The organism is Paractinoplanes globisporus DSM 43857 (assembly GCF_000379645.1).
Classification (GTDB): Bacteria; Actinomycetota; Actinomycetes; order Mycobacteriales; family Micromonosporaceae; genus Actinoplanes; species Actinoplanes globisporus.
In genome coordinates this window covers 18,024-43,511 of the sequence record NZ_KB903295.1, presented here as the reverse complement: position 1 = coordinate 43,511, position 25,488 = coordinate 18,024, and the positions used below count along the sequence as shown (strand labels likewise).

Genomic DNA, 25,488 nt, shown 5'->3' with positions numbered 1-25,488 from the left:
CGGCTCAGTCAGACGACCGGGCCGGCTTCGGCTATCGCGCGGGCGACGGCCGTGCGCGGGCTCGCGAGGACCGGGATCGGCAGGTCGGCGAGCAGGGCCGCGGCCGGCGCCGCACTGGGTTGGGCGAGCACGATGACATCCACGCCGGGTGCCGCCTCTCGCGCTTTCCGCGCGATTGTCTGCGCGTACGCGGTGAAGTCGCCCGCCTCGAACAAAGCGAAAGCCTCGGGGCAGCGCACCTCGATGAGCTCGATCTCGCGCCCGGCCCGCTCGGCCGCCCCGGTCAGCAGGTTCCGCGTCGGCCCGAGCGTCGAGTCGACGGTCGCGACCACCGCGATCCGGCGGCCGGCGGTGACGGCGGCCTCGGCCATCGGGCGGTCGCCGCGCAGCACCGGCACGCCCACGTCGGCGGTACGGCCCTCGGCGTGCTCGCCCAGCGACGAGCAGGTGCAGACGATGATGTCGGCGCCGCCGTCGGCCAGCTCGTGCAGCCGGGCGTCGATCCGCGCCGCCAGCTCCGGCGTCATGCCGTCACGGCGGGCGTCGGCGAGCAGCCCGGGGTCGACCACGTGCAGGTCCTGCCAGCCGGGTGCCAGCTCCTCGCGGAGCCGCCGGAACGTCGGGATGTGGCCGTCGGCGGTGTGCAGGAACCCGATGGTGGTCACGCCACAGGATGGCACACGCCGCCGGGGCCGGGCCGGTCCAGGCACTGCTGGACGGCGGCCAGCAGCTGGGCCTTGGAGAACGGCTTCTCGACCAGCGTGACCTCGGGGTCGAGCGTCCCCTGCGAGGCGAGCGCGGGCCGCGCGTACCCGGACATGAACAGCACGCTGGCGCCGGGGGAGACCCGCAGGAACCGCTCGGCCAGGTCCTTGCCGAGCATGTGCGGCATCACCACGTCGGTGAGCAGGACGTCGATGTGCCCGGGGTGCTCGTGGGCGAGGGCGAGCGCGGCCGGCCCGTCCGCGGCGATCAGCACCTCGTGCCCGGCCCCGGCCAGGATGCGCTGCAGCACGTCGCGCAGGGCCGGCTCGTCCTCGACGGCGAGGATCGTGCCGCGGCGGTAGTCGGCGGGCGCGAGCTCGGCCGGCTCTTCCACCTCGGCCGGCTGGGCGTCGGTGGCCGGCATGAGGATCGTGAAGGTGGTGCCGAGGCCGGGCTCGGAGTAGATGCTCAGGTCCCCGCCGGCCGCGGTGATGATCCCGTACACGGTGGCCAGGCCGAGACCGGTGCCCTTGCCGGCCGGTTTCGTGGTGTAGAAGGGCTCGAAGGCGCGCTCGATGACCTCGGGTGGCATGCCGGTGCCGGTGTCGCTCACCCGCAGCCGCACGTACCAGCCGGTGCGCAGGTGCGGGCGGCCGGCCACGTAGTCGCGGTCGACGGCCAGGTCGCAGGTCTCGATGGTGAGCGTGCCGCCGCGGGGCATGGCGTCGCGGGCGTTGACCGCGAGGTTCACCAGCACCTGGTCGAGCTGGCCCGGGTCGGCGGTGATCGACGGAAGACCACCCGTGAGGCGTACGTCGAGGGTGATGTGCTCGCCGATCGAGCGGCGCAGCATCTGCTCGATGTCGGCGACCACGTCGTTGAGGCTCAGCGGCCGGGGCCGCACCACCTCGCGCCGGGCGAACGCGAGCAGCTGGTGGGTGAGGTCGGCGCCGCGCTGGGCGGCCTTGGTGATCTGCGCGGCGTCGCCGGCGATCTCGGTGAGCCCCTCCTCGGCGGCGACCTCGGCGATGAACGTCGCGTAGTTGCTGATCACCGCGATCAGGTTGTTGAAGTCGTGCGCGACGCCGCCGGCCAGCTGGCCGAGTCCCTCCAGCCGCTGGGTGCGCTGCAGCTGGGCCTCGATGTGCGCGCGCTCGGCCTCGGCCTGCAGCTGCAGGAAGCGCTCCTGGGCGCGGACCCGCTCGGTGATGTCGCGGACCACCGCGCACCGGATACGCCCGTCGTCGGTCGGCAGGATGCTCACGGTCACCTCGACCGGGACGGTTGTCCCGTCGGCCCGGTGAGCCACCGCCGTCGGGCCGTGCGGGTCGTCCTCGTGGACCGGGACGATGTCGCCGGCCAGCGGCGGGGTGAGCAGCTTGTCGATCTCCTTGCCGATCAGGCCGTGCCGGGTGAGCCCGAACAGCGTCTCGGCCTGGGTGTTCGCGAGGACCACCCGGCCGTCGTCGCCGACCCCGAGGAACGCGTCCGGCGCGGCCTCGAGCAGCGCCTGGAAGCTGGACTCGAGCCGCTCCCGGGTGCTGACCGCGCGGGCGACCACGGTGTAGCCGGTCATCGTGCCGTCCGGGTCGCGCAGCGGCGACATGGTCAGCGTGATCTGCAGCCAGTGCCCGTCGCGGTGCCGGCGGCGGCTGCGGAACCGCTCGATCCGGCAGCCGGACTCCATGAGCAGGACCATCTCGCGCTGGTCGGCGCGGCGGTCGGCGGGGATCAGCACGTCGACGCTCCGGCCGACGATCTCCTCGGCGCGGTAGCCGTACAGGGCCTCGGCGGCCGGGTTCCATGTGAGCACGGTGAAGTCACGGCCGACCGCGAAGATCGCGTCATGCGAGGAGCTGATCATCGCCCGCAGCAGGTCGTCGGACCCCGGATAACCGTGCTTTTCCCCCATTACCGGACCTACATTAACGATTCCGTACGGGCCGGGCGCGGCTTTCCCTACGCTCGGGGGAGGGGGCGATGCGGATGGTGGCTGAGACCGTGCCGGAGGTCGATCCCCAGCGGCCCAGCGGCGCCCGGGTGTACGACTACTACCTGGGCGGGACGCACAACTTCGCGGCCGACCGCCAGGCCGCGGCCGTCGCGCTGGCGGCCATGCCCGACCTGCCGGCGGTGCTGCGGATGGGCCGGGCCTTCCTGCGCCGGGCCGTCGCGACCGTCGCCGGGGCCGGCCTCGACCAGTTCCTCGACCTGGGCGCCGGCATCCCGGCCGCGGGCTCGGTGCCCGAGGTGGCGCGCGCGGTGCGCCCGCACTCCCGGATCGTCTCGGTCGACCTCGATCCGGTGGCCGTCGTGCACACCCGGCGGGCGGCGGCCGGCGACCCGGGTTCCGTGGCGCTGCTCGCCGACCTCACCGACGCGGACGCCGTGCTCGGTGCTCCGGGCGTACGGGAACTCCTTGATTTTGATCGTCCGGTTTGTCTGCTCGCCGTGGCCGTCGCGCATTTCATCCCCGACACCGAGCGGCTGGGCCGGGCCCTGGAGCGGTATCGGGAGGCGCTGGCGCCCGGGAGCTACCTGGTGATGTCGCACGCGTGCGCCGAGGGCGACTCGCCGCACGCCAAGCAGATCCTGCGGATCTACAACCACACGACGTCGCCGATGGTGATGCGCGAGCGGGACGAGCTCCGGGCGCTGTTCGGCGACTGGACGCTGCTGGAACCGGGCGTGACGGCCGCCGCGGACTGGCGGCCGACCGGCGAGGACCCCGGGGTGGGGCGGTCCGCCCGCAACGAGATCATCGCGGGCGTCGCGGTCAAGCCATAACCCCGAAATCCTCACATCACGGACGGTCCGGGCGCATGCTGGGGGGAACCATCAGCCATCAGCGTGCCGGAGTGGACATGGCCGTAGTACTCGTCGCCGAGGACGACCAGGACATCGCGGCGATCCTCACCAGGTTGCTCACCCGGGCCGGGCACACCGTGCTGCACACCCCGGACGGCATGGCCGCCTTCGAGCGCGTGCTGGCGGATCGCCCCGACGTCGTGCTGACCGACCTCGGCATGCCGCGGATGGACGGGCTCGAGCTGACCCGCGCGATCCGCCGGCATCCCGACCTCGCCGACACCCCGGTCGTGATGCTCAGCGGTCACCTGCACCCGGGCGACAGCCAGCCGGTCACCGCCGGCGTCTGCGCCGTGCTGCTCAAGCCCTGCCCCAACGACAAGCTGCGCTCGGTCGTGCAGGACCTGGTCGACCGAGGCCCGCACGCCCACAGCGACAACGGCGCCGCCTGCCCGGCCCATCGCCCGGTCTCCGCCTGACATCTAGTGTGAGCGGGTGCTTTCCGAGACACCGCGTACAAGTCATCGGCGGATGAAGGAGAACGGCCGCTCCGACCCGGCCGACCTGTTCGCGGTGCTCGCGGCCGGCCTCGTCGCGCACCTGGGCGTGGTGGTCGACGGGCATCCGATGGTGGTGCCCACGGTCTACGGCTACGACACCGAGCGGATCTTCCTGCACGGCTCGGTGGCCAGCCGGAGCCTGACCGGCGCCGGCCAGGAGGTCTGCGTGACGGTGACCGTGCTGGACGGGCTGATCCTGGCCCGCTCGGTCTTCGAGCACGGGGTGAACTACCGCAGCGCGATGATCTACGGCATCCCGCGGCCGGTCACCGACCCGGACGAGCTGCTGCACGGCCTGCGGCTGCTCACCGAGCACGCGGCGCCGGGCCAGTGGGACTACGCCCGGCGGCCGTCGCGCAAGGAGCTGGCGGCGACCCGGCTGCTCGCCCTGCCGCTCGCCGAGGCGTCGGTAAAGATCAGCGACGGCGACCCGTCCGACGGCGACGGCCCCGACGCGGCGCTCGGGCTGTGGGCGGGACGGCTGCCGGTCGTCTCCACCTGGGGTTCGCCGGCCCCCGATCCGCTGCTGCCGCCCGGCATCGAGGCCCCGCCGCACATCGCGCGGCGCACCGGGGAAAGGGCTAACTGAAAGCGCCCGCCGTCCGAACAGTCGGACATGGGACGATCCACGGTGTTGCTGGTCGACGACGAGTCGGCCATCCTCGAGACGCTCGCGCTGCAGCTGGGCCGCGACCACCGGGTGCTGACCGCGGAGAGCGGCGACGACGCGCTGCGGGTGCTCGCCGAGGCCGGCACCGGGCCGGTCGCCGCGGTGATCAGTGACCTGCGGATGCCCGGCATGGACGGCGTCGAGCTGCTGCGCCGCGTCCAGCTCGAGTACCCCGACACCACCCGGGTGCTGCACACCGCGCAGAGCGACCTGAACGCGGCGATCGCGGCGATCAACGACGGCGGCGTGTACCGCTACCTCGCGAAGCCGGTGCAGACCGACGAGCTGCGCGCCACCGTGCAGGAGGCGGTCGAGCTGCACGGCCGGTCGACGACCGAGCGGCACCTGCTCGACACCACGCTCAAGTCGAGCATCCAGGCGCTGTTCGGCTGTCTGGAGCTGGCCAGCCCGACGGCGTTCGCCCGGGCCGGCCGGATCCGTACGCTGGTGGCCGAGCTCTGCACGGCGCTGCAGCTCGACGCGCTGTGGGAGATCGAGGTCGCCGCCATGGCCTCGCAGCTCGGCGCGGTCACCGTGCCGCCGAGCGTGCTGCAGAAGCTGGACAAGGGCATGCCCTGCACCGAGGACGAGCAGGCCATGGTCGACGCGATGCCGGGCGTCGCGGTGAAGCTGCTCAAGGACATCCCCAACCTCGAGGACGTGGTGGAGATCGTCCGCGGCCTGGCCCCGGCCGAGCCGGTCGACGACTCGAAGCCGGTCTCGCCGCTGATCGAGGCGGCGATCGACGTCGTGCGCACGGCCATCGACTACGAGACCCTGGAGAGCCGCGGGCTCGAGGTGGAGAGCGCGATCGCGGTGCTGGAGAGCCGCGACCACGGCGCGCTGAGCGTGCTGGCGGCGCTGCGCGACATCAAGGGCGTCGTCGTGCCGATCGCCGCCGGGAAGGTCCGCGGCCTGCGTGTCGCCGATCTCGAGGTGGGCATGCGGGTCGCCGAGGACATCGTCGCCGCCAACGGCCTCGTGCTGATCGGCCGCGGGATGATCGTGACGTCCCTGCTGCTGGACCGCCTCACCAACTACGCCCGCATGATCGAGATCGTCGAGCCGGTGCTGACCGTCCCGGGCGCCCGTACCTCCTACTGATCCATCTCCCGCGCCAGACCCTCGAGCAGGCCGAGCACCAGGGCCTGCTCGGCGCACACCCGCCCGAGCGTCAGGTCGGCGTCCGGGATGACCCCGTCCCGCGCCGACTGCTCCACCTCGGCGAAGATCCCGGAGAGCGTACCGGCGCCGATGTTGGAGGCCGAGCCCTTCAGGCCGTGCGCGTGATCCCGCACCGCCGCCAGGTCGCCGCCGCGCAGCAGCTCGGCGAGCCGGTCCACGCCTCCGGGCACCTTGCCGGCGAACGACCGGATCAGCCGGGCCAGCAGCTCGCGCTCGGCCGGGCCGGGCTCGTCGCCGCCGATGTCGGCCAGCCGCGCCCGGATCTCGCCCTCCCGGGTGCTCACGTCCATGGGCTCATCCTGCGCCGAGGCCCCGCCCGGCGAGCCGAAACCCGGTAACTCCTAACTCCTACAGTGACCGCCGCCACGGCCGATTCCTGCGGCATGACCGAACGCCGGTGGTCCTCGCCTCGCCGATACGTGCTGGCCGCGGCCGCCGTCGCCGGCCTCTCGACGCTCTGGTACCTCGGGTACCTGACCCTCGGGGGACCGTCCGTCCTCGCGTATCTGGGCGGGCCGATCGCCTCGGCGCTCGGCGCTGTCGCTGTGCTCGCACTGTTGCGCGTCGTGCCGATGGAGCGGGCCGCCCGCAAGTTCTGGTGGCTGATCTTCGTGCTCGAGGCGTCGGTCGCGACCGGCCGGGGCATCCAGGCCGCGTACGCGTTCGCCGCCTACCCGCGGCCGCCGGCCCCGCCGGCCTGGGTGTCGCTGTTCAGCACGGTCGGGCTCCTCGCCGCGATAGTGGCCATCTGCTTCGTGCCGCTGGGCGAGATCGCCCCGGGCGAGCGCTGGAAGCGCCTGCTGGACCGGCTGATCGCCTTCTACGGCTGCTTCACGCTGCTGTGGTTCGCGGCGGTCCAGCCGCTGATCGACGCGGACGACTCCTGGCCGCTGCGCAGCAAGGTCACGATCGGACTCGCGATCGTGATGATCGCCGTGGGCATCGCCCGGGTCGCCTTCGTCCCCGGCGGCCCGGTCGACCGGGTCGCGGTGCGGCTGGTCGCCTGCAGCGGGCTCGCCGCCGCCGCGTACGCGATGTTCGCCGGTCACGCCGGTCACCGGGCCACCACCCCCGGCCAGGCGCTGCTGCTGCCGCTCGGCCCGCTGCTGGTCACCTTCGCGGTGGCCCGCCAGTGGCGCTACACCGGCGCCCGGCCGCAGCGCGAGGCCTGGCTGCCCTACCTCGCCGTGGTCGCCGTCGACGTGCCGCTGGTCGCGACCGTCTTCGGCCCGATGACCTGGGCCGGCCGCGTGGTCGTGCTGCTCGCCGTCGGCGTCACCCTGCTCGCCTCGCTGCGCCAGTTCGTCGGGTTCCGGGAGAACCAGCGCCTGATCCGCGCCCAGCGCGAGGCCCAGGCCCAGCTCAGCTACGACGCCACCCACGACTCGCTCACCGGGCTGGCCAACCGGTCCCTGTTCCGCGACCGGCTCGCCGCCGCCCTGGAGTGCGGCCCGGCCACGGTGATCTGGGTCGACCTCGACGACTTCAAGGCGGTCAACGACTCGCTCGGCCACGACATCGGCGACGACCTGCTGGTCGCGGTGGCCGACGGGGTGCGCGGCGCGGTCGGCGACGACGGCCTCGCGGCCCGGCTCGGCGGCGACGAGTTCGCGATTCTGATCAGCGAACCCACCGTCGACACCGACGAGGTGGTCCGGCGGATCGGGGAGGTGCTCGACGGCTCGCTGAGCGAGCACCGGCTGCTCATCCACGCCAGCGCCGGCATCGCCACCGCCCCGGCCGGCACCCCGCTCGACCACCTCATGCGCGACGCCGACAGCGCCCTGTACGCGGCCAAGCAGCGCGGCAAGGCGAACTGGGTGCGCTACTCGACCGGCATGGAGCGCCCGGTGGTGGCCGACGCCCAGCTCGGCGCCGACCTGCGCCGCGGCCTGGAGGCCGGCGAGTTCCGCGTCGTCTACCAGCCGCTGGTCGACCTGCACCGCAACCAGGTGATCGGGGTCGAGGCGCTGGTGCGCTGGCAGCACCCGACCCGCGGGGTGATCTCCCCGGCCGACTTCATCCCGGTCGCCGAGCGCACCGGTCTGATCGTTCCGCTGGGCCGGTTCGTGCTGCGCGAGACCTGCCGGCAGGCGGCCGCCTGGCTCGCCGAGTTCGGCCCCGGCGTGCTGCAGAAGGCCGGCCCGAACGTGTCGGCCCGCCAGCTGCACGACCCGGACTTCGTCGACGACGTGCGCGCGGCGCTGGCCGAGAGCGGCCTGCCGGGCGAGCTGCTGGTGCTCGAGCTGACCGAGTCGGCCGTGCTGCGCGGCCAGCAGGTGTCGCGCACCCTGCACGAGCTGCACGACATGGGCGTACGGCTGGCCCTGGACGACTTCGGCACGGGCGAGTCGTCGCTCTCGCTGCTGCGCGCGTTCCCGGCCTCGATCGTGAAGCTGGACAAGTCGTTCGTCGACGGCATCGAGCTCGACGAGCCGGACACCCCGGAGGCGCTGGCTCGGCAGGCCGTCGCCCGCGCGGTGATCCAGATGGCCGGCGCGCTCGACCTGGACACGGTGGCCGAGGGCATCGAGAACGAGGAGCAGGCGGAGCGGCTGCGGCGGCTCGGCTACTCGCTGGGCCAGGGCTTCCACCTGGCCGAGCCGATGCGGCCGGAACAGATCACCAGCATGCTGGCGGGGCAGCAGGACGAATCCGCGGCGTGAGCAGAACTCCTACGATCGTGGCCGGAGCAGCCGAAACGATCGGGGTGACCGACGCGCCCCGACGCCATCTCGCCCTCATCGCGGCGATCTGGCTCGGCGGGTCGGCCTGGTACGTCGCGTGGGTGGCCGGGGCGCCGCTCGGCCCGGCCGCGATCGCCTACCTCGCGCTGCCGCTCGGCTCGGTGGTGGGGGCGCTCTCCGTCCGCGGCCTGATCCGCTCGGTCTCGCTCGACCCGGTCGCGCGGCGCTTCTGGCGGCAGATGCTGGTCTCGTTCGCCCTGCTCGCGGTGGGTTACTCGATGCTCGCCGTGGCCGCGTTCGCCGACACCAGCGTGCTGCCGACGATGCCGGTGCCGGCCGCCGTGGTCATCGCCGGAGCGTTCGGCGCGGCGATGTGGGCGGTCGCGCGGGTGCCGCTCGGCATCAGCAGCCGCACCGAGCGGCAGAAGCAGTGGCTGGACCGCGCGATCGCGTTCCTCGGCTGCGGCACCGTGCTGTTCACCTTCGGCCTCGGCCCGATGATCAACGCGCCCGAGCCGTGGAGCACCCAGACGCTCGTGCTGATCAGCCTGTCGTTCCTGCTGTCGATCGGCGGCATCACCAAGGTCTCGTACATCGGCAACGGCCCGGTGGACCGGGTGGCGATCCGGCTCGTCGGCCTCACCGGCCTGATCGGCGCCGCGGTGGCGCTGCTCGCCGTGCTCGGCGGCTACGACAGCAGCGTCCCGGCGCAGGCCGTGGTCATGCCGATCGCGCCGCTGCTGGCGGTCGTCGCGGTCCGCCGCCAACGGGTCTCCACCGGCGCCCGGCCGCGCCGCGCCAACACCTGGCTGCCGTACCTGGCGGTCGCCGCCGTCGACGTGCCGCTGCTGGCCCAGCTGCCCGGCCACACGATGACCGTGACCGGCCGGCTGGTGATCGGCGCCGCCGTGCTGGTCAACGCCCTGGTCGCGGTCCGGCAGTTCTTCGCGATGCGGGAGAACTCCCGGCTGCTGCGCGAGAAGCGCGCCTCCGAGGAGCGGCTGCGGCACGAGGTCACCCACGACGGCCTGACCGGCCTGGCCAACCGCGGCCTGTTCCGCGAGCGGCTCGCCGCGACCCTGTACGCCGGCGAGGCCACCGTGCTGCTGGTCGACCTCGACGACTTCAAGACCGTCAACGACTCGCTCGGCCACGAGGTCGGCGACCACCTGCTGATCGCGGTGGCCGAGACCCTGCGCGCGGCCACCGGGCCGGACGGCCTGCCGGTGCGCCTGGCCGGGGACGAGTTCGCGGTGCTCATCGACGACCCCGCGGTCGACGGCGAGGCCCTGGCGGAGCGCGTCCTCGACGCGTTCAGCGGCCCGATGAGCGAGCACCAGCTGCTCGTGCACGCCAGCATCGGCGTCGCCTCGGCGGCCGCCGGCACCGCGCTGGACACCGTGCTGCGCGACGCCGACGTGGCGATGTACGCGGCCAAGCAGCGCGGCAAGGCCAACTACGTGCGCTACCACGGCGGCATGGAGCTGCCGGTGGTCGGCCACGCCCGGCTCGGCGGCGAGCTGCGCCGCGGGCTGGACGCCGGCGAGTTCTTCGTCGTCTACCAGCCGATCATCGAGCTGGCGACCGGCCGGGTGGTCGGCGTCGAGGCGCTGGTGCGCTGGCAGCACCCGACCCGCGGCCTGGTGTCGCCGGCCGAGTTCATCCCGGCCGCCGAGGGCACCGGCCTGATCGTGCCGCTCGGCCGGTTCGTCATGCGCGAGACCTGCCGGCAGACCGCGGCCTGGCTCGCCGAGTTCGGGCCGGACGCACTGCACAAGGCCGGACCGAACGTCTCCGTGCGCCAGCTGCACGACCCGGACTTCCTCGACGACGTACGCCGGATTCTCGACGAGACCGGGCTGCCGGCCGAACGGGTGGTGCTGGAGCTGACCGAGTCGGCGGTGCTGCGCGGCCCGCAGGTGCTCTCGACCCTGCACCGGCTGCACGAGATGGGCATCCGGCTCGCGCTCGACGATTTCGGCACGGGCGAATCGTCGCTGTCACTCCTGCGGGCGTTCCCGGCCTCGATCGTGAAGCTCGACAAGTCGTTCGTCGACGGCATCGAGATCGGCCAGGAGGGCACCGCCGAGGCCGCGGCCCGGCAGGCGGTCGCCCGCGCGGTGATCCAGATGGCCGGCGCGCTCGGCCTGGACACGGTGGCCGAGGGCATCGAGAACCAGGAACAGGCCGACCGGCTGCAAACCCTCGGCTACACCCTGGGCCAGGGTTACCACCTGGCCCGGCCGATGCCGGCCGAGGACTTCACCCGCCTGCTGGCCCGGCAGACGGGCGTTGCCGCCGCGGCCTGAGCGACGTTTATCGTACGGCGATGGACGACGGCACCCGCACGGCCGAGTCGCTCGCGGCCTGGCTGCACGACCTGCACTTCACGGACCTGGCCGAGGACCGGGCCACGGCCCGGATCGTCGACGCGGTCGTCGCGTGGGGCGAGTCGCGGGGCTGGCGCGTCTACCGCCGGGCGCCCAGCGTCTTCCCGCTGCCGCCGCCGCTCAAGGGCCACTCGGTGCTCGACGTCGCCTGCGCCCGCCCCGGCGGCGCCCAGCCGATCGCCGTCGAGGTCGACCGGCTCGACCGCCAGCGCACGGTCGACAAGCTGCTCGCCGAGGCCGCCGCCGGCCGCCTGGCGATCTGGGTGCGCTGGGGCGCCGGCCCGTTCCGCCCGCCGCCGCTTCCGGTGCACCTGGTGACCCGCGAGGCCGCCCGGACCAAGGGCGCCTGGCACACGGTCGCCGACCTGCCGGCGCCGCGCCATTCGGCCGTTGCCGAGCCGGGTGAGGCGGCGGAGCTGCCGTGGGAGACGTGAGCGTGATCTCCCTCAGGTCGGGCAATGGTCGGACGATGGGCAACCCGGATGGTTTGAAGGGGGTTGCAATCGTGAATCGGGGCGCGACGGGCCGGATCGTGCGACACGCTGGAAGGGTGGAGACGAAGCACAGGGGACACCCCGCCTCCTGGTGGGCGCAGTTCCCGGACGTCTCCAACCGGTTCGACGCGGCCGTCGTGACCGAGGGCCTCAGCGAGTGCATCACCGCCAAGATCCCCTCGCCGCTGCTGCGCCGCGAGGCCGAGATCGCCGCCGATGTCGTGGTCCGGTACCTCAACAAGCAGTCCAGCCCCGAACTGGCCGAGCGGGCCGAGCGGGCGGTCGAGCGGCTGGTGGCGACCGTCGAGCGGCTCGAGGAGCGGCACACCAGCGACGAATCGGGCACCATCGAGGCGTACGCCCTCTGTCATGCCCTGCAGGGACGCTGGGCGGAGGCCGCGGCCGAGGCCGAGCCTTTCGTCGGCACCCAGCCGCTGCTGAAGGTGTTCGTGAAGGCCCTGCACCTCGAGCGCTTCGACACGGCGCTGGCCGTCCGGCTGCTGCGGGCCGGCCAGGACCCGGGCGCCGCCGTGCACGCCGGCCTGGTGGTGGGCAAGTACGCCTGGTGGCCGCACTGGCTGCTCAAGATCGTCAACGAGCGGGCGCTGGCCGGCCGGCTCGACGACGAGACCATCGCGGCGCTGGACCGTTGCGCGTACGCCGAGCTCAGCCCGGCCCAGTCGAAGATGGCCCGGCGGCTGCTCAACGGCGAGGAGGCGGTGGTCGACGCGTCGGCGCACCGCCTGGAGGCGCTCGGCGAGACCGAGGCCGCCGCGAAGCTGCGCGAGGGCGACCTGACCGCGGTCGCCCTCGCCGCTAGGTTGATCCCGCTCTGACTAGGCGCCGCCCGCCTCGAGAGTGACGGTCTCCGGCTGGAACGACGTGCCGTTCACGTCGATCCCGGCCGCCTTGGCCTGGGTGATCGCCTGGTTGATGTAGTCGTTGGTGTAGGCCTGGCCCTCGGGCGCCTTCTTGAGCACGGTGTCGCCGGTCTGGTTCTTGGTGGTCTGCGAGATGTCCACGGTCTGCTTCCAGGCCGCGTCGTCGACCACGCCGATCCCGCCGGCCGCCGGCCAGATCAGCTTGTTGACCTCGTTCATCTGCCAGAGCTGGTGGCTCTTGCCGAGCTTCGAGCCCTTGGCCACGACCAGGTCGCGGCACTTCTCCGGGTTGTCCCGGCAGTAGGCCCAGCCCTTGATCGTGCCGAGCAGGAACTTCACCGTCTGCGCCTGATAGTTCGGATCGCTCAGCTTCGCGGTGTTGGCCCAGACCGCGTCCTGCAGCATGGCCGAGCCGTTCTGCTTCCAGTCGATGATCGAGAAGTCGTCGGGCGTGTAGAGCTTGCCGGTCGCCGGGTTCTTGGCCTCCAGCAGCTGGGCGTACTCGTTGTAGCTCATCGCCTGGGCCGCGTCGATCTCGTGCTTGAGCAGCGCCTGCATGTCGAACTGCTGCTGCACGAGCGTGACGTCCTTGCCCGGGTCGATCCCGGACTTGGTCATGCCCGCGAACAGCTCGAACTCGTTGCCGAAGCCCCAGTTGCCGATCTTCTTGCCCTTGAACTGGGCGGGCGAGGTGATCCCGGAGTCCTTCCAGGCGACCTGGTAGGTGCCGGAGCGGGCGAAGATCTGCCCGACGTCGGTGATCTGGGCGCCCTGCTCGCGGGAGGCGAGCGCCTTGGGCACCCAGGCGACCGCGTAGTCGGCCTTGCCCTGGGCCAGCACGGTCTGCGGCACGATGTCGACGCCGCCCTCGAGCAGCTGCACGTCGAGGCCCTGCTCCTTGTAGAAGCCCTGGTCGACGGCGGCGATGTAGCCGGCGAACTGCGCCTGGTAGAACCACTGGAGCTGGAGCTTGATCGGGGTCAGGGCGCCACCGCTGGCGGCGGGGGCGGTTTTGTCCTGGTCGGCCGTGCCGCAGGCGGCCAGCAGCAGGGTGGAAGCGGCGGCAATAGAGGTAAATATCCGGAATCTTCGCATCAACAACCTCCTAGGGGGTTTTGAAACAACTCAGGCGATGAGCCGTGAACGCCACGGCATCGCCAAGCGCTCCAGCAGGAGCGTGGTGAGGTAGAAGACGAGGCCGAGCAGGCAGGCGCCAAGTACAAAAGCCCAGGCCCGGGGGTACGCGGTGAAGGCGGCCGCCGACGTGATGCGCGAGCCGAGCCCGTTCTGCAGGCCGCCGAAGTACTCGGCGACGACGGCGGCGATGACCGCCAGCGACGAGGCCTGCCGCAGACCGGTGAAGACGTAGGGGAGAGCGCCCGGCAGCCGCACCTTGGTGGCGAAGGTCCAGCCGCTCGCGGCGTACGTGTGCATGAGCTCTTGATGGATCGGGTCGACCTCGCGCAGGCCGCGCAGCGTGTTGAGGAAGACCGGGAAGAACACGATGATCGCGGCGACCAGGCGGCGCGGGATGCTGCTGGTCGACTCGAACATGTTGTTGAGGATCGGGGCCAGCGCGATGATCGGCAGCGCGCTCACCACCGCCGCGAACGGGATGGAGATCTCGGCGATCGGCCGGAACCGGCTGGCGACCATGGCCACCAGCACCCCCGCCACCGACCCGCCGATCAGCCCGATCAGCGCGTTCTCGCCGCTGGCCAGCGCGGCCTCCCAGACGTTCTGCTTCTGCTCGACCAGCTCGTCCCAGATCGCGCTGGGCGCGGGCAGGATGAACGGCGCGATCCGGCCGAGGGTCACGGTGAGCTGCCAGGCGACGATCGCGGCGATGCCGACGATCACGGGGGGAAGGATGCGCTTCATAGCGACGCCGGTACGCCACGCAGTGCCTGCCGCACCGCGGTGACGTGCTCGAAGTACTTCTCGGACTGCCGGGCCGCCTCGTCGCGGGCCGGCAGGTCGACCGCGACCGACGCCGTGATCCGTCCCGGCCGGGCCGACATCACCACCACCCGGTTCGACAGGAACACCGCCTCGGAGATCGAGTGGGTGACGAAGACCGTGCTCGTGCCCGTCTTCGCGCAGATGCCGAGCAGCTCGGTCTGCAGCCGTTCCCGGGTCATCTCGTCGAGCGCGCCGAACGGCTCGTCCATCAGCAGCAGCGGCGGCTGCACGGCCAGCGCCCGGGCGATCGCCACCCGTTGCTGCATGCCGCCGGAGAGCTGGGCCGGATAGTGCCCGGCGAACTCGGCCAGCCCGACCAGCTCCAGCATCTCCTCGGCGCGGGTCTTGCGGTCGGTCTTGCCCATGCCGCGCAGTTCCAGCGGCAGCTCGACGTTGCGCCGCACGGTGCGCCATTCGAACAGGCCCGCCTGCTGGAACGCGATGCCGTAATCCTGGTCGCGGCGGGCCTGGCCGGCGTTCTTGCCGGCCACGGTCACCGTGCCCGCGGTCGGCTCGATCAGGTCGGCGATCAGCCGCAGCAGCGTGCTCTTGCCGCAGCCCGACGGCCCGATCAGCGACACGAACTCGCCGTCGCCGACGGTCAGCTCGACCTCGGACAGCGCGGTCACCTCGTCGGACCGGCCCTGGTTGAAGACCTTCGTCACCTTGTCGACCACGACAGCGCTCACAGAGTCACCACCTCCACGTGGCGCCGGTGCCGCATGAGCGGCACTTCCAACAGGCTGACGGCGCCGGCGACGACCAGGCCCAGCAGGGCGGCGCCGAGCATCGCGGTGTAGACCTTGGCCGGATCGCTGGTGGCCTCGCGGGAGTACTCGATGATCAGCCGGCCGATGCCGCCGCGGGTGCCGGTGGAGATCTCGCCGACCACCGCGCCGACCACCGCCGCCGCGCCGGCCAGCCGCAGGGCCGGGAAGAGATAGGGGAGCGAGGCGGGGAACCGCAGCTTGACCAGGGTGCGCCACCACCCGGCCGCGTAGCTGCGCATCAGCTCGACCCCGCTCGTGGCCGGGGACTGCAGGCCGCGCAGCATGCCGACCGCGACCGGGAAGAACGCCAGGTACGCCGCGATCACCGCGACCGTCGCCCAGGGTGGCATGATCGTGCCGCCCCAGCCGGCCACCAGCGGCGCGAGCGCGACCAGCGGGACCGTCTGGGACAGGATCACGTACGGCAGCAGGCCCCGCTCCACCAGCCGGAACTGCTGCATCGCGACCGCCAGCAGCAGCCCGACGAACGCGCCGATGAGGAAGCCGACGGCCGTGATGCCGAACGTGAACGCGCACGCCTGCAGCACCACGATCCAGACCGGCCGGCCGCCCGTGAGCTCCGGGCGGCCGAGCCGCTGCAGCACCGTCCACAGGTGCGGCATGGACAGGTCGTCGGCGCGCGGCAGGACGCGTACCCCGAACAGCACCGTGCCGTCCTGGCTGCCGACGATCTTGTAGCCCTCCCAGAGCAGCACGAAGACGGCGACGCCGGCGAGGACGAACAACGTCCGCCTCACGTGATCGCCGGGATGATCTGCGACCCGTACGCGGCCAGGGTCTCCTCCTTCGCGTCGTGTTGCAGATAGACGGCGAACTGATCGACCCCCAGGTCGCGCAGTTCGGCGAGCCGCTTGAGGTGGTGCTCGACCGGGCCCAGGATGCAGAACCGGTCGACCACCTCGTCCGGCACGAACGTGGTGTGGGTGTTGCCGGCCCGGCCGTGCTCGGCGTAGTCGTAGCCCTGCCGGCCCTTGATGTAGTCGGTGAGCACCTGCGGCACCGCGCCGTCCGCGCCGTAGCGGGCGACGATGTCGGCGACGTGGTTGCCGACCATCCCGCCGAACCACCGGGTCTGGTCCCGCTGATGCGCCAGGTCGTTGCCGACGTAGGCCGGCGCCGCCACGCAGAACTTGATCGACATCGGGTCCCGGCCGGCGTTCTCCGCGGCCTTCCGGACCGCCCCGATCATCCAGGCCGCGATGTCCGGGTCGGCGAGCTGCAGGATGTACCCGTCGCCCACCTCACCGGTCAGGGCCAGGGCCTTGGGACCGTACGCGGCCACCCACACCTCGAGGCGGCTCTCCGGCGCCCAGGCGAACTGCAGCTCCTGGCCGCGCACGGTCACCTTCTCGCCGTTCGCGAGGCCGCGGATCACCTGGACCGACTCGCGGAGCTGGCCGAGTGTCTGCGGCTGGAGGCCGAGCACCCGCAGCGCGGAGTCGCCCCGGCCGATGCCGCAGATCGTGCGGTTGCCGTACATCTCGTTGAGCGTGGCGAACTGCGACGCGGTGACGGTCCAGTCCCGGGTGCCCGGGTTGGTGACCATCGGCCCGACGACGACCCGTTCCGTCTCGTCGAGGATCTTGGAGTAGATGACGAACGGCTCCTGCCACAGCACGTGCGAGTCGAACGTCCACACATGGCTGAAGCCGGCCGCCTCCGCCTTCTTCGCCAGCTCGACCACGCCCAGCGCCGGCGGGTCGTTCTGCAGAACAACACCAATATCCATGCGTACGCCTCAGATCAGATCAGGTACTCGGAGAGCGCGCGGGGCACGTACTTGCCGCGGCCCTTGCGGCCGGTGTACTCGCCGCCGGAGGCGATCACCTCGCCGCGGGACATGACGGTGTCGACCCTGCCGTCGATCTCCCAGCCCTCCCAGGCCGAGTAGTCCATGTTCATGTGGTGCGTCTCGACGCTGATCCGGGTGCGCCCGTTCGGGTCGTAGAGCACGATGTCGGCGTCCGAGCCGGGCGCGATGACGCCCTTCTTCGGGTACATGCCGAACATCCGGGCCGGCGTGGTCGCGATCGTCTCCACCCAGCGCGCGAGCGACAGCTTCTTGTCGACGACGCCCTGATAGAGCAGGTCGACGCGGTGCTCGACGCTGCCGATCCCGTTCGGGATCTTGGAGAAGTCGCCGATGCCCATCTCCTTCTGGTCCTTCATGCAGAACGGGCAGTGGTCGGTCGAGACCACGGAGAGGTCGTTGGTGCGCAGGCCCTGCCACAGGTCGGCGCGGTGGGTCTCCTTGCCGCTGCGCAGCGGGGTGGAGCAGACCCACTTGGCGCCCTCGAAGCCGGGCGCGCCGAGCTGGTCCTCCAGGGTCAGGTAGAGGTACTGCGGGCAGGTCTCGGCGAACACGTTGCGGCCCAGGTCGCGAGCGGCCTTGACCTGCTCGAGGGCCTTCGAGGCGCTGAGGTGCACGATGTAGAGCGGGCAGTCGGAGGCCACCGCCGCCAGCCAGATCGCCCGGCTGGTCGCCTCGGCCTCCAGCTCCTGCGGCCGGGTGAGCCCGTGGTAGATCGGGTCGGTCTCGCCGCGCTCGAGCGCCTGCTTGACCAGCACGTCGATGGCCGGGCCGTTCTCGGCGTGCATCATGATCATGGCGCCGTTGTCCCGCGCCCGCTGCATGGCCCGCAGGATCTGGCCGTCGTCGGAGTAGAAGACGCCGGGGTACGCCATGAACAGCTTGAAGCTCGTGATGCCCTCGCTCGCCACGAGTTGGTCCATGGCCTTGAGCGCGTCGTCGTCGACCCCGCCGAGAATCATGTGGAAGCCGTAGTCGATGTGACACTCGCCGGCCGTCTTGGCGTGCCACGCGGCCAGCCCGTCCTGCACCACCTCGCCGTACCGCTGGATGGCGAAGTCGATGATCGTGGTCGTGCCGCCGATCGCCGCCGCCCGGGTGCCGGTGTCGAAGGTGTCGCTGGCCTGGGTTCCGCCGAACGGCATCTGCATGTGGGTGTGCGCGTCGATCGCGCCCGGGATGACGTACTTCCCGGTGGCGTCGATGACGTCGGGCCCCTCGGGCCCCTTCCCGGGTGCGAAGATCGCGGCGATGGTCTCGCCGTCCACGAGGACGTCGGCGGCGTACGGTCCCGTGGATCCGATCACGGTCCCGCCCTTGATCAGGGTGCTCACAGTTCCACCGTCCGGGTGTACGACTCCGGGCGGCGGTCGCGGTAGAACTGCCAGCGCTCGCGGACGGTCTTGATCAGGCTCAGGTCGAGGTCGCGGACGATCAGCTCGGGCTCGTGGGTGTCGCCGACCTCGCCGACGAACTTGCCCTCGGGGTCGACGAAGTAGGTCTGGCCGTAGAAGTCGTCGTCGCCGAGCGGCTCGATGCCGACCCGGTTGATCGCGCCGATGTAGTACTCGTTGGCGACCGCGCTCGCGGGCTGTTCCAGCTGCCAGAGGTACGACGACAGGCCGCGGCTGGTGGCCGACGGGTTGAAGACGATCTGCGCGCCGCCCAGGCCCAGCTCGCGCCAGCCCTCGGGGAAGTGCCGGTCGTAGCAGATGTACACGCCGACCTTGCCGACCGCGGTGTCGAAGACCGGGTAGCCGAGGTTGCCGGGCCGGAAGTAGAACTTCTCCCAGAAGCCCTTCACCTGCGGGATATGGTGCTTGCGGTACTTGCCGAGGTAGCTGCCGTCGGCGTCGACCACGGCCGCGGTGTTGTAGAGGACGCCCTCCTGCTCCTTCTCGTACATCGGCAGGACCATGACCATGCCGAGCTCGGCGGCGAGGGCCTGGAAGCGCTCGGTGGTCGGGCCGGGGATCGACTCCGCGTACTCGTAGTAGGCCGCGTCCTGGACCTGGCAGAAGTACGGCCCGTAGAACAGCTCCTGGAAGCAGATGACCTTCGCTCCCTGAGCTGCGGCATCGCGGGCGTAGTCCTCGTGCGCCTTGATCATCGATTCCTTGTCGCCCGTCCAGGTGGTCTGGACGAGGGCGGCACGAACGACGTCGGTCATGACTGCTGCCCCTCTCTTCTCTCGGGCGCGGTGGAAGCGCCCGTGATCGTGTGTCTACTCCCCGTTATAGGTGCTTCGCTAGAGCTTGCGTGGCGGGTTCAGATGCCGTAGGACACTAACGACACACCTCCAGCCGGACAATTGCCCGGCTGTAACCAAATGTTTCTGCGAGGTAATTTGCTCGCCGTCATCACCGGGGCCGTCGACGACCGGAGCGCCCGCGGGATCGCCGCCGCCGTGGGGCGTCTGATCAGCGCGGGAGAGCTACCGGCCGGGGCCCGGCTGCCCACCGTGCGGGACGTCGCGCGGCAGCTCGGCGTCAGCCCGACCACGGTCAGCGAGGCGTGGCGCAGCCTCACCCGGGCCGGCGCCATCCAGACCCGCGGCCGGTCCGGCTCGTTCGTGACCACGCCGGTCGTGCCCCGGCAGAGCTGGCGGTACTCGCAGATGGGCACCCCGCACGCCGCCCGCGTGCTCGACCTGTCCACCGGCGTGCCCGACCATGACCTGCTGCCCGACCTCACCGACGCGCTCAAGCGGACCGGCGACGGCCGGCTGACCTCCAGCTACCTCGACGAGCCGGTGCTGCCGATGCTCGAGACCGTGCTGCGCAACCGCTGGCCCTACCCGCCGGACGGGCTCACCGTGGTCGACGGCGCCCTCGACGCGCTCGACCGGGTCATCGACGTCGTGGTGCGCTTCGGCGACCACGTGATCGTGGAGAACCCGGCCTTCCCGCCGCTGCTCGACCTGCTGCAGACGGTGGGCGCGACGGTGATCGGCGTGCCGATGGACGAGCACGGCATGCTGCCCGACCGGCTGCACGGCGCGCTCTCCGTGCACCCGGCGGTCGCCGTCTTCCTGCAGCCGCGGGCGCACAACCCGACCGGGGTGAGCATCCCGCCGGCCCGGGCCGCCGCCCTCGCCACGGTGCTCGCCGACTTCCCCGAGGCGGTGGTGGTCGAGGACGACCACGCGGGGGACATCGCCACCGCGCCGCCGGTCAGCCTCGGGCGGCACCTGCCGGAACGCACCGTGCACGTCGCGAGCTTCTCCAAGAGCCACGGGCCCGACCTGCGGCTGGCCGCGATCGGCGGGCCCGGCTCGATCGTCTCGGCCGTCGCCGACCGGCGGCTGCTCGGGCCCGGGTGGTCCAGCCGCCTGTTGCAGGGCGTGCTGGTCGACCTGCTCACCGACCCGGCCGCGGTCGCTCAGGTGGCGGCCGCGCGGCACGCGTACGCGTCCCGGCGCTCGGCGCTGCTCGCCCGGCTGCACGAGCGCGGTGTCACCGCCACCGCCGCCGACGGGATCAACCTGTGGATGGCCGTCGACGACCAGCAGATCGCCATGGTGTCGTTGGCCGCGCACGGCATCGCGGTCGCGCCCGGCGGCCCGTTCTGCGTCACGCCGATCGGCGCCGACCACGTCCGCGTCACGGCCGGCCTGGTCTCCGACGGCTTCGACGACCTGGCCGACGCGCTCGCGTCGGCCGCCATCCTGGACAGCCGCGGCAGCGGCGCCCGAGCCCGCCCGCACCCGCGCGGCTGGCGCTGAGAACTCCCCGAACCCCCATCCGACCACCCCGCCACCGCCCTTGATCGGACTGAAGACCCAACTAATGGAGGTGTCTTGTCATGACCGACGACCTGCTCGCCCGGCACCGCGCCGTGATGCCCGGCTGGATGCCGATCTACTACGGCGAGGAGGCGATCGAGATCGTGTCCGGCTCCGGCCGGCGGGTCAGCGACGCCTCCGGACGAACCTATCTGGACTTCTTCGGCGGCGTGCTGACCAACATGATCGGGTACGACGTCGCCGAGATCAACGAGGCGGTGCAGCGGCAGCTGGCCACCGGCGTCGTGCACACGTCGACGCTGTACCTGATCCGGGAGCAGGTCGAGCTCGCCGAGAAGATCGCCCGCGTCTCCGGCATCCCGGACGCCCGGGTGTTCCTCACCAACTCGGGCACCGAGGCCAACGAGACCGCGCTGCTGATGGCCACCAACGTGCGCCGCTCCAACCAGATCCTCGCGATCAAGAACGGCTACCACGGCCGGACCTTCGCCACGATGGCGATCACCGGGCACCGGTCCTGGTCGTCCAGCTCGCTGAGCCCGCTCAACGTGTCGTGGCTGGCCTCCGGCGACCGGCTGCGCGGCCGGATGGCCGGGATGTCGGCCGGGGACATCGCCGAGGCGGCGGTGGACGACCTGCGCGAGGTGCTCGCGACCGTCACGGCCGGGGACGTTGCGGCGCTGATCGCCGAGCCGATCCAGGGCGTCGGCGGGTTCGTGGCCGCGCCCGACGGCGTGCTCGGGGCGTACCAGAAAGTCTTGAATGAATTTGGGATCTTGCTGATCGCCGATGAGGTACAGACCGGGTGGGGCCGGACGGGCGAGCATTTCTGGGGTTACCAGGCGCACGGCGTGACGCCCGACCTGATCACGTTCGCCAAGGGCATCGGCAACGGGTTCGCGCTCGGCGGCGTGGTGGGCCGGGCGTCGGTGATGAACGCGGTGCCGGCGATCAGCTTCTCCACGTTCGGCGGCAACCCGCTCAGCGCGGCGGCCGGCAACGCGGTGCTCGATTACGTGCTCTCGCACGACCTGCAGGCCAACGCGGCGCGGGTCGGCTCGATCCTGCTGGACGGCCTGCGCGCGCTGGACCTGCCGATCCTGGCCGAGGTGCGGGGCAAGGGCCTGATGATCGGTCTCGAGTTCGTGCGGCCGGGCACCACCGAGCCCGATGCGGCCGCCACCGTCCGCGTCTTCGACGAGTGCAAGCGCGGGGGGCTGCTGGTCGGCAAGGGCGGTCTCTACGGCAACGTGATCCGAATCGGACCGGCGCTCACCCTGACCGAGGACGAGGCACGCGAGGGACTGGCGATTCTCGTCGATGCCCTCAACCTGGTCGACGCCGAGGCCCGAATCGGGTGATCTTGCCCTACCTCCGCCGGATGCCGCACGCGTCGGCTGTTCGGCGGAGCGGGGATCAACGGATCGGCCCCGACCAGCAAACATTCCGACACCGCAGCTGCCGTACCGGCACTTCCTGTGAAGTTTCTGCGTGGTTAACATTCCCGGGCATCGCCGAAGGATCGGCGTTCTATTTCACATATTTCGTGGGGACGGTCGCAGTGACAGTGGCCATCATCGGGGCGGGGCCTTACGGGCTTTCGATCGCCGCGCATCTTCGTTCACTGGGCGTTCAATATCGGATCTTCGGTGTGCCCATCGATACCTGGGCCCGGCACGTGCCGGCCGGGATGCTCCTCAAATCGGACGGCTTCGCGTCGAGCCTGAGCGACCCGGACGGGAAGGGCACGCTGGCCAACTACTGCTCGGACCAGGGCCTGCCGTACCACGACACGGACCTGCCGGTGAAGGTCGACGTGTTCGTCGACTACGCGCGCGACTTCCAGCAGCGCTTCGTCCCCGACCTCGAGGAGCGCCAGGTCGTCTCGCTCGACAAGGAGGGCGACGTGTTCACGCTCGTCCTCGACGACGGCGAGACGCTGACCGCCGACCTGGTGGTCAACGCGGTCGGCATCACCCACTTCGGACGGATGCCCGACGAGCTCAAGCATCTGCCGGAAAGCCTTGCCACGCACAGCGCGGCCCACCACGACCTGTCCGGCTACGCCGGCAAGAACGTCCACGTGATCGGCGGCGGGGCGTCCGCTGTGGACATCGCCGTGCTGCTGAGCGAGTCCGGCGCGGAAACCTCGCTGATAGTCCGAAGCGGACAGTTGAAGTTCGCCTCGCCGCCGTCGGGCCGCCCGCGCAGCCGGTGGGACGAGATCAAGGCGCCCTCGTCCGGCCTCGGCCCGGGCTGGCGCTCGTGGCTCTGCCAGAACCGCCCCGGCCTGTTCCGGTACCTGCCCGGCAGCTTCCGGACCAAGGTCGTCCGCCGGCACCTCGGCCCGGCCTCGGGCTGGCCGATGAAGGCCCGTATGGAGGCCGGCGTCAAGGTCTCGGTCGGCACCCGCATCGAGCAGGCGTCCGAAGTGGACGGCCGGGTCCGGCTGGTGCTGCGGAGCGACGACGGCAGCCACCGCGAGGTGGTCACCGACCACGTGATCGCGGCGACCGGCTACTGGCCGGACGTCGAGCGGCTCAGCTTCGTCAGCGAGCGCGTGCGCCGGGGCGTCCGCACCCACGCCGGGCTCGCGATGCTCAGCGGCACGTTCGAGACCTCGGTCGACGGGCTCTACATCGTCGGACCGGCCGCCGCCGACAGCTTCGGCCCGCTCATGCGGTTCATGGTCGGCGCCGAGTACGTCGCACCCCTGGTCGCGCGCCGGCTGGCCCGCCGCGCACGGAAGGAGCCAGCGCGCGGCGTGACGACGGCATGAGCGCACCCGTCAAAGCCGGTGTCCGGCTGCAGATGCTGCGGGCGGGATCGTCCGCCGAGACCCTGTTCCTCGTGCCCGGCCTCGAGGGCGACCCGGCGGAACTGGCCGACCTGGCGGCGGCGATGACCGGGCCGCAGGCGGTCTACGTCGTGGCGCCGACCGCGGAGTCGGAGCCCCGCCTCGAGACGATGGCGGCCGGAATGGTGGCCGCGCTGCGCGGGGTGCAGCCGGCCGGGCCGTACCGCCTCGGCGGCTATTCGTTCGGTGGCCTGGCGGCGTTCGAGATGGCGCAGCAGCTGCGCGCGGCGGGGGAGACCGTCGAGTCGCTGTTCCTGATCGACGCGCTTTTCGACGAGCGGTACTGGCCGCGGCGGACCTGGCTGCGCGCGCTCGTGCGGCGCACGTGGTGGCAACTGCTGCGCATCGTGCGGCTCCCACCCCGAGAGGCGGTGGGCGAGCTGCGCCGGCGCGGGGTCCGGCTGCTGCAGCGTCTGCGCCGCCGCAACGCCGACACCCCCGACCCGCTCCGGGTGAGCGACGAGCCGGATGCCCCGGACGTACGCGTGAACGCGCTCACGGCGATCGGCGGGTACCGCCCGCAGCACTACGACGGGGACGTCACGCTGATCGCCTCGGCGGAGGACCACCACTTCGGCTGCGACACCGCCCGGCTGTGGGACGGCTACGCCCGGCGGATCGACCTGCAGCGCATCGCGGGCGATCACCTGACCGTCATGCAGCGCCCGGCCGCCGCGGCGGTGATCGGTCACCTGATCGACCACCGCCTGGCCGCGCGCCGCGCCGACTGGCCCGGCCTGCGCCCGGTCGACGGGTTCGCCCGGCCGATGATCGTCACCACGATGCGCTGGTTCTCGGCGGCCCGGCTCGCGCACGCGCTGGCCGAGGCGGGCTTCGAGGTCTCGGCGTGCCGCCCGGGCGACCATCCGCTCGAGGTGGTGACCACGCTCAGCGCCGACCACCGCCTGCGCCGGGGCCGCCGCCTGGCCTCGCTGGAGGCGGCGATCCGGGCGACCCGGCCCGACATCCTGCTGCCCGACGACGAGCGGGCGTGGGCGCTGCTCCGGCGCCTGCACGCCCGCACCACCGACCCGGCGACCCGGACGGTGATCGAGCACTCCCTCGGCCACGGCGACGACTGGGCGCACATCTCCTCCCGTACCGCCGTGGCACAGGAAGCCCGCAAAGCGGGAGTCGCCGTCCCGGACACCGAGGTGATCACCGGCCCGGCGGCCCTGGCCGGCTGGACCTACCCGCTGATGCTGAAGACCGACGGCAGCTGGGGCGGGCGCGGCGTGGCCATGGTCAGCGACGAGTCCCGGCTGGCGCCGACGTGGGCGACCATCTCCCGCCCGCCGTCCTACCCGAGGGCGGTCAAGCGCCTGGTGGTCAACCGCGAGACGGACGGCCTGGTGGCCCGCCTGCGCGGCCGCCGCCCGGTGGTGAACGCCCAGCAGCACCTCGAAGGCCGCGACGCGGTCGTCACGGTCGCCTGCCTGGCGGGGAAGGTCCGCGACCTGATCTGCCTGGAGGTCGTGCGAGCCTCCGCGGAGCGCGGGCCGGCCGAGGTGGTCCGCGTGATCGACCACCCGAAGATGGCCGCCGCGGCCAGCCAGGTGGTGGAGCGCTTCGGCCTGACCGGCTTCTGCGGCATGGACTTCCTGCTGACCCCGGACGGGGACGCCTACCTGGTGGAGCTCAACTCCCGGGTGACACCCACCTGTCACCTGCTGGTGGAGGGCGCTCACGAGGAGGGCCAGGTCCTGACGCTCTTCCCGGCCGACTGCGCCGAGGTCGAGATGCTGGACGTCCCGCTGCGCTCGCTGGCCCTGGCCGAGCTGGGGGAGCGGCTGGTGGCCCGGCGCTCCCGCCCGCTCACGAGGATGGGCCGCCGCCTGACCCAGCGGCTGACCTCCTCCGACCCCGTCGGCGGGCGCCCCCGTACCCGCTGATCTCCGTGTCCGACAGCCGGCCTGGTACGCGTCGTCGTACCAGGCCGTTGC

The 25,488-nt window shown here is 72.0% G+C and carries 22 protein-coding genes; 12 read left to right on the top strand and 10 right to left on the bottom strand.

The features are described from left to right. Positions 1 to 8: 8 nt before the first annotated feature. Complete coding sequence (locus A3CQ_RS0106980) at positions 9 to 665, bottom strand: hypothetical protein (protein WP_020510208.1); 657 nt, start codon at positions 663 to 665, stop codon at positions 9 to 11. Next, positions 662 to 2,617: a PAS domain S-box protein gene (locus A3CQ_RS0106975; RefSeq protein WP_020510207.1), complete on the bottom strand. Its 1,956-nt coding sequence runs from the start codon at positions 2,615 to 2,617 to the stop codon at positions 662 to 664. The genes A3CQ_RS0106980 and A3CQ_RS0106975 overlap by 4 nt, the downstream gene beginning before the upstream one ends. A 68-nt stretch (positions 2,618 to 2,685) precedes the next feature. Here A3CQ_RS0106975 and A3CQ_RS51760 point away from each other — a divergent pair, with 68 nt between their 5' ends. The 4 genes from A3CQ_RS51760 (at position 2,686) to A3CQ_RS0106955 (ending at position 5,847) form a co-directional block, all read left to right on the top strand. Next, complete coding sequence (locus tag A3CQ_RS51760; RefSeq protein ID WP_020510206.1) at positions 2,686 to 3,492, top strand: SAM-dependent methyltransferase; 807 nt, start codon at positions 2,686 to 2,688, stop codon at positions 3,490 to 3,492. A gap of 77 nt (positions 3,493 to 3,569) precedes the next feature. Beyond that, a complete protein-coding gene (locus A3CQ_RS0106965; protein WP_040431846.1) occupies positions 3,570 to 3,992 on the top strand; it encodes a response regulator in 423 nt (140 codons plus the stop codon). A gap of 52 nt (positions 3,993 to 4,044) precedes the next feature. Then, complete coding sequence (locus A3CQ_RS0106960) at positions 4,045 to 4,662, top strand: pyridoxamine 5'-phosphate oxidase family protein (RefSeq protein WP_020510204.1); 618 nt, start codon at positions 4,045 to 4,047, stop codon at positions 4,660 to 4,662. Positions 4,663 to 4,689: 27 nt separating this feature from the next. After that, positions 4,690 to 5,847 carry a response regulator gene (locus A3CQ_RS0106955; protein ID WP_040431845.1) on the top strand — a complete coding sequence of 386 codons (1,158 nt, stop codon included), beginning with the start codon at positions 4,690 to 4,692 and terminating at the stop codon, positions 5,845 to 5,847. Here the strand turns inward: A3CQ_RS0106955 and A3CQ_RS51755 are convergent. Beyond that, positions 5,841 to 6,218, bottom strand: coding sequence for an Hpt domain-containing protein (locus A3CQ_RS51755; protein ID WP_020510202.1), 378 nt, complete (start codon positions 6,216 to 6,218; stop codon positions 5,841 to 5,843). The genes A3CQ_RS0106955 and A3CQ_RS51755 overlap by 7 nt on opposite strands. Before the next feature lie 93 nt (positions 6,219 to 6,311). On the opposite strand from A3CQ_RS51755, the gene A3CQ_RS0106945 reads away from it, so the two are divergent. The 4 genes from A3CQ_RS0106945 to A3CQ_RS0106930 all read left to right on the top strand — a co-directional run bounded on the left by A3CQ_RS0106945 (position 6,312) and on the right by A3CQ_RS0106930 (position 12,335). Further along, positions 6,312 to 8,594, top strand: coding sequence for a putative bifunctional diguanylate cyclase/phosphodiesterase (locus A3CQ_RS0106945; protein WP_026205410.1), 2,283 nt, complete (start codon positions 6,312 to 6,314; stop codon positions 8,592 to 8,594). Beyond that, positions 8,591 to 10,924, top strand: a complete 2,334-nt coding sequence (locus A3CQ_RS0106940) for a putative bifunctional diguanylate cyclase/phosphodiesterase (RefSeq protein ID WP_245577099.1) — start codon at positions 8,591 to 8,593, stop codon at positions 10,922 to 10,924. Before A3CQ_RS0106945 ends, A3CQ_RS0106940 begins: the two co-directional genes overlap by 4 nt. A 20-nt stretch (positions 10,925 to 10,944) precedes the next feature. Then, a complete protein-coding gene (locus A3CQ_RS0106935) occupies positions 10,945 to 11,439 on the top strand; it encodes a hypothetical protein (protein ID WP_020510199.1) in 495 nt (164 codons plus the stop codon). 116 nt (positions 11,440 to 11,555) lie between these two features. Next, entirely contained in the window at positions 11,556 to 12,335 is a 780-nt protein-coding gene (locus A3CQ_RS0106930; protein ID WP_020510198.1) for a hypothetical protein, read from the top strand. Here A3CQ_RS0106930 and A3CQ_RS0106925 read toward each other — a convergent pair whose 3' ends face one another. The 7 genes from A3CQ_RS0106925 to A3CQ_RS0106895 are packed head-to-tail and all read right to left on the bottom strand — an operon-like array spanning position 12,336 to position 19,113. Beyond that, on the bottom strand, positions 12,336 to 13,475 hold the full coding sequence (locus tag A3CQ_RS0106925) for an ABC transporter substrate-binding protein (RefSeq protein WP_020510197.1): 1,140 nt from the start codon (positions 13,473 to 13,475) through the stop codon (positions 12,336 to 12,338). A 30-nt stretch (positions 13,476 to 13,505) separates the two neighbouring features. After that, a complete protein-coding gene (locus A3CQ_RS0106920; RefSeq protein ID WP_020510196.1) occupies positions 13,506 to 14,240 on the bottom strand; it encodes an ABC transporter permease in 735 nt (244 codons plus the stop codon). A gap of 17 nt (positions 14,241 to 14,257) precedes the next feature. Beyond that, entirely contained in the window at positions 14,258 to 15,031 is a 774-nt protein-coding gene (locus A3CQ_RS0106915; protein WP_026205408.1) for an ABC transporter ATP-binding protein, read from the bottom strand. Next, a complete protein-coding gene (locus tag A3CQ_RS0106910; protein ID WP_157295468.1) occupies positions 15,028 to 15,870 on the bottom strand; it encodes an ABC transporter permease in 843 nt (280 codons plus the stop codon). Before A3CQ_RS0106910 ends, A3CQ_RS0106915 begins: the two co-directional genes overlap by 4 nt. Beyond that, the gene (locus tag A3CQ_RS0106905) at positions 15,867 to 16,862 is read right to left on the bottom strand and encodes a TIGR03842 family LLM class F420-dependent oxidoreductase (protein WP_026205407.1); all 996 of its coding nucleotides are present in this window, start codon (positions 16,860 to 16,862) and stop codon (positions 15,867 to 15,869) included. The genes A3CQ_RS0106910 and A3CQ_RS0106905 overlap by 4 nt, the downstream gene beginning before the upstream one ends. A 14-nt stretch (positions 16,863 to 16,876) precedes the next feature. Further along, complete coding sequence (gene hydA, locus A3CQ_RS0106900; protein ID WP_020510192.1) at positions 16,877 to 18,277, bottom strand: dihydropyrimidinase; 1,401 nt, start codon at positions 18,275 to 18,277, stop codon at positions 16,877 to 16,879. Further along, complete coding sequence (locus A3CQ_RS0106895; protein ID WP_020510191.1) at positions 18,274 to 19,113, bottom strand: nitrilase-related carbon-nitrogen hydrolase; 840 nt, start codon at positions 19,111 to 19,113, stop codon at positions 18,274 to 18,276. Before A3CQ_RS0106895 ends, hydA begins: the two co-directional genes overlap by 4 nt. Before the next feature lie 159 nt (positions 19,114 to 19,272). Here A3CQ_RS0106895 and A3CQ_RS0106890 point away from each other — a divergent pair, with 159 nt between their 5' ends. From A3CQ_RS0106890 to A3CQ_RS0106875, 4 genes are all read left to right on the top strand, one after another. Continuing rightward, positions 19,273 to 20,667, top strand: a complete 1,395-nt coding sequence (locus A3CQ_RS0106890) for an aminotransferase-like domain-containing protein (RefSeq protein ID WP_051115177.1) — start codon at positions 19,273 to 19,275, stop codon at positions 20,665 to 20,667. An 80-nt stretch (positions 20,668 to 20,747) separates the two neighbouring features. Further along, the gene (locus A3CQ_RS0106885; protein WP_020510189.1) at positions 20,748 to 22,049 is read left to right on the top strand and encodes an aspartate aminotransferase family protein; all 1,302 of its coding nucleotides are present in this window, start codon (positions 20,748 to 20,750) and stop codon (positions 22,047 to 22,049) included. A gap of 20 nt (positions 22,050 to 22,069) precedes the next feature. Beyond that, positions 22,070 to 23,467: an NAD(P)-binding domain-containing protein gene (locus A3CQ_RS51750; protein WP_245577097.1), complete on the top strand. Its 1,398-nt coding sequence runs from the start codon at positions 22,070 to 22,072 to the stop codon at positions 23,465 to 23,467. After that, complete coding sequence (locus tag A3CQ_RS0106875; RefSeq protein ID WP_020510187.1) at positions 23,464 to 25,437, top strand: thioesterase domain-containing protein; 1,974 nt, start codon at positions 23,464 to 23,466, stop codon at positions 25,435 to 25,437. The genes A3CQ_RS51750 and A3CQ_RS0106875 overlap by 4 nt, the downstream gene beginning before the upstream one ends. Positions 25,438 to 25,488 lie beyond the last annotated feature (51 nt).